The sequence below is a fragment of the Klebsiella sp. JN_Kp127 genome, from assembly GCF_040062505.1.
GTDB lineage: Bacteria > Pseudomonadota > Gammaproteobacteria > Enterobacterales > Enterobacteriaceae > Klebsiella > Klebsiella quasipneumoniae.
In genome coordinates this window covers 14532-26650 of the sequence record NZ_JBEAHS010000003.1, presented here as the reverse complement: position 1 = coordinate 26650, position 12119 = coordinate 14532, and the positions used below count along the sequence as shown (strand labels likewise).

Below are 12119 nucleotides of genomic sequence, written 5' to 3'. Positions count from 1 at the left end.
ATCAGATAGCTATGTCTTATGAAAAAACTACCGGACCATTTATCCAGGGAATGCATCATCGCCGCCATTCGCGCTTACGATGCAGGCGTTGCGCATCAGTTTAAAAGCGCGCGTCTGTATGAGATCGAGTTTGAGGGGCGTCGGTATCCTTCAAAAGCCATCGTCGGGTTAGCGGCCACGCTTGCGACGGGGACGGAATTTACCCCGGCGGATTTCAGCGGAGGGATTAAATCCAAATGCGTGCGTCTGTTACTGGAGCAAGGATTTACGATCGCGTCGCAGGGCGCTGGCGATGACGAGGTTGCGCTTTTCCCCGATGAGGGGCAGACGACCATGGAGTACGTGGAAGGGGCGGCGATGCAGGTAGTGGTCAATCGCTATGAGCGCGACCGTCAGGCTCGTCAGGCGGCGCTTCGCCTGCATGGCTGCCAGTGTCAGGTATGCGGTCTGGATATGGCCAGCCGCTATGGCGATATCGGCCAGGGCTTTATCCATATCCACCATCTCATCCCGCTGGCCGGGATCAAGCAGGACTACCGTCTGAACCCTGAAACCGATCTGATCCCGGTATGTCCCAACTGCCATGCGATGCTGCACCGGCGAGATCCGCCGTTTACTCCAGAAGAGCTGAAGGCCCGGCTGCGCCCCACAGACTGATATCCGACAGCGCTCGCTTTAATTACATCACACACCACAAAACCCACGCTACCTTACCGGTAGCGTGGGCCCGCTCTCTTTTACTTATCCCGCGTCTCGCCAGCCTCCCAGCTATAGCTCCCATCGGCCGCTAACCTATCGCCCAGCTCCTGATACTCGAACTGATAAAACTCAGCCTGGGTGCCGTACCCGGCGTAGTCTACCGCCGCCAGGCCGACGAACGCCCCGGTAAAGAACCCGCCGTAGCTCTGCAACACATAGTCATCGGACAGCACCGCGGCATCCAGCTGGACCGGGATCTCGGTGAACGTCACGCCATCGAAGCTGTATTCATAGCTGTAGGTCTGCTTGCGGACTTTGGTCCGGAACCAGACGTATTCCACGCCGTCCGGCACCTTGATGGCGTTATCTTTCAGGTACGATGTGTATTTCCCGCGGTTATTTTCGCCGACTTCGATGACCTTGCCGTTAATTTCATTCCAGGTCAGGAAGACGAAGCTCCAGTGGCGGTCGTTATAGTAATTCGTTAACCCGGCCATCTGCTGGTAGCTGAAGGGCTCGAATTTCACCTTCACCGCGGCGTCAAAATAGAAGGCCTGCCAGCGGCGGGCAATCAGCGACAGGTCATGCGTATTGGCTAACGAACCCTGGCCGATTAAGGTTAATTTGCCGTTACCGGTGGCGCCCATTTTGGCCGTAAACGGCACCCGCAGGGTATTCCAGTTCGGGTCGAGCGCCGGCGACGTAAAGTCATCCTGCTGGCTATTATCGCTGGCGCTTTCGGTGAAGATGGCGTCTTTCGGCCCTTCGACGAAGGTTTTCCCGCCGTGACCGCCTTCAATACGCGGCCAGCCCTCGTCATCCCAGTACACTTTCTGGATCGCGGTTTCCCGGCCGAGGGTTGACCAACCGCGCGGGTCGTAGATGGATTCGCCCGGGCGATTCCATGGCCGGGCGCAGAGCGAGGCGTAATACCATTCGCCTTCCGGGGTGGAGACCAGCGCGCCATGGCCCTGTTTCTGGATGTAGCTGTCCGGGGTGTCGACGTTGGTTAAGAACACGTCGCCCGGCTCGGTTTCGAAGCTGTCGGCCTCGAGGGTTTTCGACCGCGCCACCACCTCCTGGTGGGTAAACACGGTGCCGCCCTGGGCGGCAAACAGGTAGTAGTAGCCGTTCAGTTTATAGAGGTGCGGCCCCTCGACCAGCGCCACGGCGGTGCCGCGGTAGATGGTGCGCGCGGTTTCCGGCATTAACTTCAGCGTGTTGGTATCCAGCTCCGTTAAGGTAATGCCATCGAAGGGGTGATGGTACTCCCGGTGATCCCAGGTTTGCTGGACGATATATTTCCGGCCATCGTCGTCATGGAACAGCGAGGCGTCAAACCCGACGCCGTTCAGCTTGATCGGGTCGCTCCACGGGCCCCGAATATCCTTTGCGGTGGTCAGGTAGTTGGTCATGTCTTTGAAGGCGCCTTCGGTGACCTTCACATCGGTATACACCAACCAGAATTGCCCGTCGGCCCAGGAGAGCGCCGGCGCCCAAATGCCGCCGGAGGAGGGGTTGCCCTTCATGTCCAGCAGGGTGGTGGTGGAGAGCGGTGAAGGCAGCAGGTTCCAGTTTTTCAGGTCTTTCGACTCATGTAAACGCACGCCGGGGAACCACTCAAACGTCGAGTTGGCAATATAGTACGTATCCTCGACACGAATAATACTGGGGTCGGCATTAAAGCCGCGTAATATCGGGTTTTGAATAAGTGACATTTCATTACACCTTTTAAAATGGAAAGTGACGAATCGGTCTGATTTATAATTTTTTTAACTACACGCGGATCTCATCCAGCTGACGGTTGATGTCGGTAACATGTTTATCGGAGATCGGATAAACCTGGATAATCACCATCGAAATAGCGGCCAGCGCGATCGGGATCCACACCGCGGTCATAATAATCCCGTCGATGGCGCTGGCGCTCTGCACGGCGCCGCTTTCATTAAAGCCATACACCGCCAGCAGCCACAGCGGGATCGCGCCGCCGATGGTGAAGCCGATCTTGAAGAAGAGTCCCATAATGGCATTGATAATGGCGGCATTGCGTTTGCCAGATTTTAATTCGCCGTACGCGATGACTTCCGGTACCAGCGCCCACATAAAGCCGGTGGCGGAAGTTAAGCCCCACTGTTTTATAAAGGTGGCGATGTAGGCCAGCCACAGCGCGTCGTGCATCCCTTCGCGGGACCAGACGTAGGTCAGCAGTTCGCCGACGATGAACATGGCGAGGAACAGATGGAAGAAGCCTTTTTTACCAAAGATTTTTTTCAGTTTCGGCCAGAAAATCGGGAAGGCGATGCCGGGAATAGACGCGACGAGACCCACCGCGCCCATCCATTCGGAGTGGCCGACGACGTACTGGTTGAAGAAGCCGTTAACGGTGTTCATGAAGAACATGAAGGTAAAGGCCAGCATAAAGAACATACCCAGAATAACCAGCGGGCGGTTATGTCGGAGCTCGTGGAAAAGGTCGGTGGTTTTGACGTTGGCGGTCTGCTCGGCGGTCGCGACAACGCGTTCTTTGGTGAATTTATAACAGATAAACAGAGCCACCGCGCCGATGATCATATAGATGGCGTACACGCCAAACCAGGCGTAATTTGCCGACGGATCGGCATAATTCCCCAGATTCAGCTCAAGGCCAAAAAAGCCGGTGTCTTTTAGGCTGCGATCTTTCGGCGCCGCCATCTGCACAAACATCGGGAACAGGGTATAGACCAGCAGGTTGGCGCTGTTGGCCAGCATCATGCGGGTACTGGTGAGTTTATCGATCGATTCCGGGTCGCGGGTCAGCGACGCATTCAGCGAGCCATAGGGAATATTGACTAAGGAATAAACCAGGTCCAGCGCCAGATAAATAATAAAGGCGAAAGCCACCGAACCTTTCACTCCGGGGATGGGCGCGAACAGTAATGCCGAGAGGATCACCAGCGGCACGCCGGCTCGTAACAGCCACGGACGATATTTCCCTGCTTTCGAGGTTCGTTTATCCACGTAGGTGCCGACCATCGGATCCCAAAACACGTTAATTATGCGGACAAAAAGAAAAATAAAGCCTGCCGTTGCCGTGCTGATGGTATTTACCGTCAGCATATGCAAAGCCAGAAAACCCCCAATTGTGCCGAAAACCAGGTTTTGCGCAAAGTCGCCCATGCCATAACCAATTCGTTCTCCACGGGTTAATTTATGATATTCATCATGCCGACTGTGCATTATGTTTTTACTCATTCTAAGCAGACTCCGGTTTGTTTTGTGTAGGTGAAACACTTTCTGACACAGTTGACATGGAAGAATCTATTACGTTTTTAAATTAAGTAATTATGTTTTTTTACTTCTGTGATCCTCGAAGCAAAGGCCTGTATCACCTGCGTTGAGTCGCCATCCGCCGCTAATTTTTTGGCAGACAGGCAATGTGACAAAACCGGCATTTTAATTCGCTATGTCCACCTGAATTCCCCAGGAAGTGTACTCTATACGCGCGCGAAGCGAGATATTTAAAATAGTTTTATTTGCGAGATGGCTCACATTTGAGCATTTTCTCAATCGCTGAGTGAAATAACGTAATTGAGCAACCGACGATGAGAATACACGATGTGTCACAGTTGTTAATTTTCGGCTTCCTCAATTTCGGAGTTCATCATGCAAACTTATTTTGACCAGCTCGAACGCGTTCTTTTTGCCGGACCTAAAACCGATAATCCTCTGGCGTTTCGCCACTATAATCCGGATGAAATCGTGCTGGGAAAACGCATGGCAGATCATCTGCGCTTTGCCGCCTGTTATTGGCATAACTTCTGCTGGAATGGCGCGGATATGTTTGGCGCCGGCTCGTTTGAGCGTCCCTGGCAGGCCGCGGGCGATGCGCTGGAAATGGCCAAACGCAAAGCGGACGTGGCGTTTGAATTTTTCTACAAGCTCAACGTGCCGTATTACTGCTTCCACGATGTCGACGTCTCGCCAGAAGGCGCGTCGCTGAAAGAATATCTGCACAATTTCGCCGTGATGACCGAGGTGCTGGCGGAGAAACAGCAGCAAACCGGCGTGAAACTGCTGTGGGGCACCGCCAACTGCTTTACCCACCCGCGCTACGGCGCCGGGGCGGCGACCAACCCCGATCCGGAGGTGTTTGCCTGGGCGGCCACGCAGGTGGTGACCGCCATGAACGCCACCCACCAGCTCGGCGGCGAAAACTATGTTCTGTGGGGCGGTCGCGAAGGTTACGAGTCCCTGCTGAATACCGACCTGCGTCAGGAGCGCGAGCAGATTGGCCGCTTCCTGCAGATGGTGGTGGAGCACAAGCATAAGATTGGCTTTGGCGGCACGCTGCTTATCGAGCCGAAACCGCAGGAGCCCACCAAGCATCAGTACGATTACGATGTCGCGACGGTGTATGGCTTCCTGAAGCAGTTTGGTCTGGAAAATGAGATCAAGGTGAACATTGAAGCCAACCACGCCACCCTGGCGGGGCACTCTTTCCACCATGAAATCGCCAGCGCCATCGCGCTGGGGATCTTCGGCTCCGTTGATGCCAACCGCGGCGATGCGCAGCTCGGCTGGGATACCGATCAGTTCCCGAACAGCGTGGAAGAAAATACCCTGGTGATGTACGAGATCCTCAAAGCCGGGGGATTCACCACCGGCGGCCTGAACTTTGACGCCAAAGTTCGCCGGCAGAGCACCGACAAATACGACATGTTCTATGGCCATATTGGCGCCATGGACGTGATGGCGCTGTCTCTCAAGCTGGCCGCGCGGATGATTGAGGATGGCAAGCTCGATCGGGCTCTGGCAAAACGCTATGCCGGCTGGCAGGGCGAACTGGGGCAGCAAATTATGGCCGGCCGCATGTCGCTGGATAATATTGCCCGGTACGCTGAGCAGCATAATCTGAATCCGCAGCATCAGAGCGGGCGTCAGGAATTACTCGAAAATCTCGTCAATACCTATATCTTTGGTTAAATTTGGCTGACATGCCCCTGCGGGGGCATGTATTCCGCCGTGTGCCCGCTGCCGGGAAATAGCGTTTATTTGTTCGTGTTGTATTTATGCTGTCTGTGCCGAAAGGCTATCTGTTTGACTGTCTATAGAGGAACAATCCGCCGCGCGGATGGTTCTGCCATTGTGCCACCTTTTTAATATCAGTGAGGGAGGGCGAGTAGCGATAATTGTGTAATACCTCTGTGACCGTACAAAATAAAAAATAACTTGTTCTGATGATAGCGACATATTCTGTCAGCTCAGAATAGGCTGGTTATTGTCTGAATAAAATTAACCTATATTGAGAAACTCATGACAATGATAAAAAAACTTCCATTAACCATGGCGGTTATCGCCGCGTTTTTTCCGCTTACCTCTGTAATGGCGCAAGAATTTACTCAGGAACAGATCGACGCCATTGTCGCCAAAGCCGTTGATAAAGCGCTGGCCGACCGCCAGGCGAAAATTGACGCCGCGGCCGACAAAAAGGTCGACGTCATTACCAACCCGCAGACCACCGCCGCCTCGCCGGATGTGGCGATTCCGTTCGGCCTCAAGTTCAGCGGCTATGCCCGCTATGGCGCCCACTTCCAGACCGGCGACCAGAAATATGTCGGCGTCGACGGCTCCTATAACGGCGCCTCGGCGATCGGTCGTCTGGGCAACGAAAGCAACGGCGGCGAATTCCAGATCAGCAAAGCCTTCAAAAGCGCGCAGGGGGCTATCTGGGATCTCAACGTCATGTTCGACCACTGGAGCGACGAGGTTAACCTGAAGAAGGCCTACGTCGGCGTCACCAACGTGCTGGAATCCAACCCCAACGCCTATATCTGGGCCGGCCGCGACTTCCACCAGCGTCCGCAACAGGGGATCAACGACTACTTCTGGATGAACCACGACGGCCAGGGCGCCGGGGTGAAGAACTTTGATATCGGCGGCGTGCAGTTCGACGTGGCGGCGGTGTCGCAGGTGAAATCCTGTAGCCCGGAAGTAATGGCCGACGAGACCAACCCGTCGCGTATCACCTGTACCGGCAGCTCCGACACCGGCGACAATGGCCACTACGCGCTGACCACCAAAACCCACAACATCAAGGCCGGGCCGATCGACGTCGAGGTGTACGCCAACTACGGCTTTGACTCGAAGGCGGTGGACAGCGACGCGCGTCTCGAAGCCTGGCAGGGCGGCCTGGTGCTGAGCCACACCAACGACAGCGGGGTGAACAAGGTGATCCTGCGCTACTCCGACAACTCGGATAACAGCGTCTACAACAAAACCGACGACCTGACCACGGTCTACGCCAGCTTCGAGGGCAGCCATAAGTTCACCCAGCAGGCGCAGGTGGAATATCTGCTGGCCTTCCACGACTATGACAACGGCAAAGATAATACCGACAACCGCAAAAACTACGGCGCCATCGTGCGGCCGATGTATTTCTGGAACGACGTGCACTCCACCTGGCTGGAAGCGGGCTACCAGCGCGTGGACTATGACCAGGGCGGGGATAACCACGGCTGGAAGCTGACGCTGTCGCAGAACATCGCCATCGGCATGGGGCCGGAGTTCCGTCCGATGCTGCGCTTCTACGTGACCGGCGGTCAGGTGGACAACGAGCATACCGCGAAGGTCAACGGCACCAAAGACCAGCAGCTGGATTCGCTGAACGTCGGCGGGATGTTTGAGGCGTGGTTCTGATGCGATAGCGTTGTCGAAGGAGCGTTCCCGGCTGGCGCTACGCTTAGCCGGGCTACGACTGGTGCGCTCCATTTATGCCGGATGGCGGCATAAATGCCTTATCCGGCCTACGTTTCTGAGGAGGCCTGCGGGATACCCCCCGTAGGCCCGCGCAAGCGCAGCGCCGCCGGGCGGTCAGGCGCCGTACCGGCGGTAGTGCCGGATGGCGGCATAAATGCCTTATCCGGCCTACAGAAAACCGCCTTCCCCCGTTGGCCCGCGCAAGCGCAGCGCCGCCGGGCAGCTGGCCCAGGTTCCCTCAGTTCACCGTCAGGCGCAGGGCAAGATCCTGCGGGTAGGGGTCAAAATAGTTCTGCGCCTGCAGGTAGCGATCCGGATACTCGGCCAGATAGTGCTTAAGCAGCGTCAGCGGCGCGAGGATCGGCAGCAGCCCGGCGCGATAGTTGAGGATCACCTCCCGCAGCTCGCCGCGCTGGCGGCTGTTCAGCTGGTCGCGGAAATAACCCTGAATATGCATCAGCACGTTGGTGTGGTTTTTCCGCGAGGCGGGCCGCTTGAGGATCGCCATCAGCTTCTCGCGGTAGACCTCGAAGAAAGCCTCCAGATCCTCCCATTCATGCAGCGAGGCGACGAAGGGGCCGATCTCGCGGTAGCCCGCCTGGTGGTGAGCCAGCAGCTGCAGCTTGTAGCGGCTGTGAAAGGCCAGCAGGCCGTGGCGGGTCAGGCCGCGGGCGCGCAGGGCGTTGAGTTCATGCAGGGCGAAGACGCGCTCGACAAAATTCTCCCGCAGCAGCGGATCGTGCAGCCGGCCATCCTCTTCCACCGGCAGCCACGGGTAGCGCGCCATCAGGGCGCCGGTAAACAGCCCCACGCCTTCCTTACGCCCGCGATTGCCTTTTTCGTCATACAGCCGCACGCGCTCCATCCCGCAGCTCGGCGATTTGGCGCAGACGATAAAGCCCGACAGCTCGCCCAGGGTTGCCAGATGGGCGTTGGCGAAATCGGCCATCTTCTCCGTCACATCCTCGTGCGGGGCGTGGCTGAAGCGCATGCGGATCTCCCCGACCGGGGTCTGCACCAGCCGGAGCGCCGGGCGGGGAACGGGCAGGCCGATCGCCATCTCCGGGCAGACGGGCTTAAACGCCACCCACTGCGCGAGCTCATCCATCACAAAGCCCATACGCTTATGCCCGCCGTCGAATCGCACGGCTGAGCCGGTTAAACATCCGCTGATCCCAATGACAGGTTGCGTGTTCATGGCGCTGTCCTCTCTTCTGCTGTGGTTCGGGTAAAGAAAAGGGTCACGGTGGCCACCGTAATGCCGAATTTCTTCATCTCGGTTTTGTTAAACAAATGGCTGCCGTCCTGCAGGAACATCCAGTCGTCAAAGTGCAGCAGCCACCGGCTGCCGCTGGCCTCGACGTTCATGCTGTAGCGCCAGTGAAAGGCATTGCCTGCCGCCTGGCCGCTGGCCACGCCTTCGATATCCCCGGCGGTGCCCTGATAACGGTTATCGCCGGTGCGGCGAATGCGCCACACCCGCTGCTGTTTCTCGCCATCGTCATAGACAAAGCGCTCATGGAGCGTCAGGGTGTCGCCGACGACGTCGCCATCGATCGCGACATGGAAGCGGCGCAGCTGTTTGCCGCTGCGATCCTGCACCATCCCCCACGCCTCGGTTCGGCCCTGAAAATAGTGGAAGATGTCGAGGGCGGGCTGCTGCTGCCGGTACTCGGTGACCTCGGTGCTGCAGCCAGCGAGCATCAGCATCAGCAGCGCCAGGCCACGGGTCAGAATGCGTTTCATGGTGTACCTCCGATCAACTGCTGACGCAGTTCGGGATAAGTGGTGCGCGGATCGAGCCAGATGGCGAGAAAGCGGGTGCTGAACGCCGCCGACTGGCGCGGGCCGAGCGGGGTAAAGGCGGTCTGCGCGGCGCTGGCGCGGTACCAGAACTGCCCCTCGCCGCCGCTGACCACGAACGCCAGCTGGCTGCCCGGCGCGACGTCCGGCCAGATCCCCTGCAGCATGCGCAGCCAGGCTTCGCTGCGCGGCTCCTGCTGCAGAATGCCCTGCGCCTGCCACTGGTCGCGGGTGGCCTCCACCAGCGCCTCGCGATCGATGTCGCGCCGGTAGGTGATGATCAGCGCCCGATCCTGCTGCGGGCCGTCATACCGGCCATTGGGCGTGCGCAGCTGTGAGTGATAGACAGTGAACGGCCCCCAGGTGAGGGTCGCCTCGCCGACGCGGCGCCACGTCAGCCAGTCGGCGGCGTGGGCCGCCGGGGCGAGGGCGCTCAGCCACAGCAGTAACAGGGCGAATCTCATTTTTGCCTCCCCATCCCCAGATGGAACAACAGCATGAGCACCAGCCAGCCGCAGGCCATGGCGGCCACGGCAAGCGCCGTCGGTACCAGCAGGGTTATGGCTCCGAGGCGAGCGCCGATCAGGTAGGCCACCGGGCCGCCGACGGTGGCCGCCGCGGCCAGCACCCAGCCGGGAAGCGTCGTGGTGCGGGTCAGCCGGGTCCAGACGACGGCGAACATCAGCCACAGGGCCACCATCCACAGGGGCAGCAGGCTGTCGCCGGGAAAATCAATCAGCCCCGCCAGCGCCCAGCAGGCGTCCAGCCCGCAGCCCGCCGCGGCCAACAGCAGAGCGGGCGGACGACTGGCCGCCGGCAACCGCAGCCAGGCGAACAGCGCCAGCGTCAGCCAGATCAGCAGGCCGCGCTCGCGCAACATCACCACCAGCGTCCAGTAAACATCGAACGCGAGGGCCATCAGCAGGTGCTGCGCCGGGCGTGTCATACCCGCTCCGCGGTGAGCTGCACCACGCTGATGGTGCGGGCGTTAAATCCGGCTTCGCAGTAGCCGAAGTAGTAGAGCCACATCCGGCGGAAGCGCTCATCAAAGCCGAGCTTTTCAATATCCTGCCAGGCGTGGGTAAAACGCTGCCGCCAGTGCGCCAGGGTGCGGGCATAGTCCGGGCCCATGTCGAACAGGTTGCGCACCACAAAATCGGTATGGCGGGTCATCAGCTCGCTCATTGCCGTGATGCTGGGCAAAAAGCCGCCCGGGAAGATATAGCGCTGGATAAAATCGACGCTTTTGCTGTAGTCGCGATAGCGCTGATCCTGGATGGTGATCGCCTGCAGGGCCATTCTGCCGCCCGGGCGCAGGCGCGCCTGACAGGTGCGGAAAAAGGCCGGCAGGTAGCGCTGGCCCACCGCTTCAATCATCTCCACCGACACCAGTTTGTCGTACTCGCCGCGCAGATCGCGGTAGTCGCAGAGCAGCACCTCGACGCGATCCTGCAGCCCGGCGCGGGCCATGCGCTCGGTAGCCCAGCGGTGCTGCTCCCGGGAGAGGGTGGTGGTGGTGACCCGGCAGCCGTAATGGCGGGCGGCGTACTCGGCCAGCGCCCCCCAGCCGGTGCCAATCTCCAGCAGATGATCGCCGGGAGTGAGCGCCAGCTGGTCGCACAGGCGCGCCATCTTGGCCCGCTGGGCCTGGGTCAGATCCTGCTGGTCGTCGGCAAACAGCGCGCTGGAGTAGAGCAGATCGTCATCCAGAAAGTGGGCATAAAATTCGTTGCCGAGGTCGTAGTGGGCGGCGATGTTCTCCCGCGCCTGAGCGCGGGTGTTGCGGCGGGTCCAGTGGCGCAGGCGGGCGACGGGCTTGCCCAGCAGACGAAAGCCGCGCTCCAGACGCCCCAGCACCTCGCCGTTGCGCGCAAGGATCTGCAGCAGCGCCGTCAGCTGGTGGCTTTCCCAGTCGCCGTCCATCCAGGCCTCGGCCGCCGCCAGGCTGCCGCCGGTCAGCAGACGCCAGTACACCTCCGGCGTGCAGACCCGCGCCTCGGCGCGCAGCGCGGCGGCGGGGTCGCCAAAATGAAAAGTCTGCGCCCCTTCGCGCACGGTGAGCGAGCCTTCGCGGAGGCCGCTCAACAGACGAAAGAGCAGCCAGCGCGCGAGCCGCACGTTGCGCGGCACATCGGGTTCAAGCGCAAAGACGGGATCGGTCATGAGCGTTCACTCCTGCTGACAGGATGGTTGTACAGCGGCACGCGCTTCAGCCACAGCCGCAGCGCCTGCCAGTAGATGGCGAGGACGGTTTTCAGGGTCATCATCGGCAGACGCAGCAGCAGCCCGCGCAGGTTGGCGCGGGTTAACGGCACGCGGCTCAGGGCCAGCGTGGCGTCGAACACCTTGCTGGCCTGATGGTTTTCAATGTGCATGTGCAGCGTTTTGCCGGGCGCGTTGAAGCGCCAGTGATAGACCATGTCCATCGGGTTAAACGGCGAAACGTGAAAGGCTTTCTCCAGCGGGCGCGCCTGCTGGCCGTCCACCGCGTAGTAATGACGCTCATTCCACGGCGTGTTGCGCACTTCGGCCAGCACCCAGCGCAGGGTGTCGGCCTCGTCATAGCAGTAGTAAAAGTTGACCGGATTAAAATGGAAGCCGAAGTAGCGCAGCTGGGTCAGGAGCATCACGCGTCCCGCCGGGCGGCAGCCGGTCAGGCTCTCCAGCCGGTTCAGCGCCTGAGCCTTCAGCGGCGCGCCCAGCGGATAATCGGCGTCGTACCAGGCGGCGGCGGCCAGGCGGTTGCGGCGGATGCCCGCCTCAGGCAGCCTGTCCAGTTCGTCGAGGTCAAGCCAGGCCATAAACAGGCGGTAGACGAAGTGGTGCGCCTTCGGCTGCAGGCGACGGTGGCGCAGGACGCCCTGATAGAGGCAGCTGTTCAT

General features: G+C 59.4%; 11 protein-coding genes. 3 read left to right on the top strand and 8 right to left on the bottom strand.

What is annotated here, in order from left to right; genetic code table 11:
* Nucleotides 1–18 precede the first annotated feature (18 nt).
* Entirely contained in the window at nucleotides 19–657 is a 639-nt protein-coding gene (locus ABLV04_RS01925) for an HNH endonuclease (RefSeq protein ID WP_065813409.1), read from the top strand.
* Nucleotides 658–737: 80 nt separating this feature from the next.
* On the opposite strand, the gene ABLV04_RS01920 is transcribed toward ABLV04_RS01925, so the two are convergent.
* Together ABLV04_RS01920 and ABLV04_RS01915 are read right to left on the bottom strand one after the other, a co-directional pair.
* Complete coding sequence (locus tag ABLV04_RS01920; RefSeq protein ID WP_180266428.1) at nucleotides 738–2417, bottom strand: glycoside hydrolase family 43 protein; 1680 nt, start codon at nucleotides 2415–2417, stop codon at nucleotides 738–740.
* A 58-nt stretch (nucleotides 2418–2475) separates the two neighbouring features.
* Nucleotides 2476–3915: an MFS transporter gene (locus tag ABLV04_RS01915; RefSeq protein ID WP_072199169.1), complete on the bottom strand. Its 1440-nt coding sequence runs from the start codon at nucleotides 3913–3915 to the stop codon at nucleotides 2476–2478.
* A gap of 426 nt (nucleotides 3916–4341) precedes the next feature.
* On the opposite strand from ABLV04_RS01915, the gene xylA reads away from it, so the two are divergent.
* Nucleotides 4342–5661, top strand: coding sequence for a xylose isomerase (gene xylA, locus ABLV04_RS01910; RefSeq protein WP_023291802.1), 1320 nt, complete (start codon nucleotides 4342–4344; stop codon nucleotides 5659–5661).
* 330 nt (nucleotides 5662–5991) lie between these two features.
* Nucleotides 5992–7374, top strand: a complete 1383-nt coding sequence (locus ABLV04_RS01905; protein WP_023291803.1) for a carbohydrate porin — start codon at nucleotides 5992–5994, stop codon at nucleotides 7372–7374.
* 298 nt (nucleotides 7375–7672) lie between these two features.
* On the opposite strand, the gene ABLV04_RS01900 is transcribed toward ABLV04_RS01905, so the two are convergent.
* From ABLV04_RS01900 to ABLV04_RS01875, 6 genes are read right to left on the bottom strand one after another with little or no spacing between them, the layout of a single operon-like run.
* Nucleotides 7673–8632, bottom strand: a complete 960-nt coding sequence (locus ABLV04_RS01900) for a DUF523 and DUF1722 domain-containing protein (RefSeq protein WP_004206730.1) — start codon at nucleotides 8630–8632, stop codon at nucleotides 7673–7675.
* On the bottom strand, nucleotides 8629–9180 hold the full coding sequence (locus ABLV04_RS01895) for a DUF3833 domain-containing protein (protein WP_048336535.1): 552 nt from the start codon (nucleotides 9178–9180) through the stop codon (nucleotides 8629–8631). The genes ABLV04_RS01900 and ABLV04_RS01895 overlap by 4 nt, the downstream gene beginning before the upstream one ends.
* A complete protein-coding gene (locus ABLV04_RS01890) occupies nucleotides 9177–9701 on the bottom strand; it encodes a hypothetical protein (RefSeq protein ID WP_049015229.1) in 525 nt (174 codons plus the stop codon). The genes ABLV04_RS01895 and ABLV04_RS01890 overlap by 4 nt, the downstream gene beginning before the upstream one ends.
* Entirely contained in the window at nucleotides 9698–10183 is a 486-nt protein-coding gene (locus tag ABLV04_RS01885; RefSeq protein ID WP_104466855.1) for a DUF2878 domain-containing protein, read from the bottom strand. The genes ABLV04_RS01890 and ABLV04_RS01885 overlap by 4 nt, the downstream gene beginning before the upstream one ends.
* Nucleotides 10180–11400 carry a cyclopropane-fatty-acyl-phospholipid synthase family protein gene (locus ABLV04_RS01880; RefSeq protein ID WP_050534324.1) on the bottom strand — a complete coding sequence of 407 codons (1221 nt, stop codon included), beginning with the start codon at nucleotides 11398–11400 and terminating at the stop codon, nucleotides 10180–10182. Before ABLV04_RS01880 ends, ABLV04_RS01885 begins: the two co-directional genes overlap by 4 nt.
* Nucleotides 11397–12119 carry a DUF1365 domain-containing protein gene (locus ABLV04_RS01875; RefSeq protein ID WP_004888758.1) on the bottom strand — a complete coding sequence of 241 codons (723 nt, stop codon included), beginning with the start codon at nucleotides 12117–12119 and terminating at the stop codon, nucleotides 11397–11399. Before ABLV04_RS01875 ends, ABLV04_RS01880 begins: the two co-directional genes overlap by 4 nt.

What these genes read in the sequence shown, in the direction of transcription:
- ABLV04_RS01920 (WP_180266428.1), bottom strand. Translation starts at nt 2,417, where the DNA reads ATGTCACTTATTCAAAACCCGATATTACGCGGCTTTAATGCCGACCCC.
- ABLV04_RS01885 (WP_104466855.1), bottom strand. Translation starts at nt 10,183, where the DNA reads ATGACACGCCCGGCGCAGCACCTGCTGATGGCCCTCGCGTTCGATGTT.
- ABLV04_RS01890 (WP_049015229.1), bottom strand. Translation starts at nt 9,701, where the DNA reads ATGAGATTCGCCCTGTTACTGCTGTGGCTGAGCGCCCTCGCCCCGGCG.
- ABLV04_RS01905 (WP_023291803.1), top strand. Translation starts at nt 5,992, where the DNA reads ATGACAATGATAAAAAAACTTCCATTAACCATGGCGGTTATCGCCGCG.
- ABLV04_RS01875 (WP_004888758.1), bottom strand. Translation starts at nt 12,119, where the DNA reads ATGAACAGCTGCCTCTATCAGGGCGTCCTGCGCCACCGTCGCCTGCAG.
- ABLV04_RS01915 (WP_072199169.1), bottom strand. Translation starts at nt 3,915, where the DNA reads ATGCACAGTCGGCATGATGAATATCATAAATTAACCCGTGGAGAACGA.
- ABLV04_RS01895 (WP_048336535.1), bottom strand. Translation starts at nt 9,180, where the DNA reads ATGAAACGCATTCTGACCCGTGGCCTGGCGCTGCTGATGCTGATGCTC.
- xylA (WP_023291802.1), top strand. Translation starts at nt 4,342, where the DNA reads ATGCAAACTTATTTTGACCAGCTCGAACGCGTTCTTTTTGCCGGACCT.
- ABLV04_RS01900 (WP_004206730.1), bottom strand. Translation starts at nt 8,632, where the DNA reads ATGAACACGCAACCTGTCATTGGGATCAGCGGATGTTTAACCGGCTCA.
- ABLV04_RS01925 (WP_065813409.1), top strand. Translation starts at nt 19, where the DNA reads ATGAAAAAACTACCGGACCATTTATCCAGGGAATGCATCATCGCCGCC.
- ABLV04_RS01880 (WP_050534324.1), bottom strand. Translation starts at nt 11,400, where the DNA reads ATGACCGATCCCGTCTTTGCGCTTGAACCCGATGTGCCGCGCAACGTG.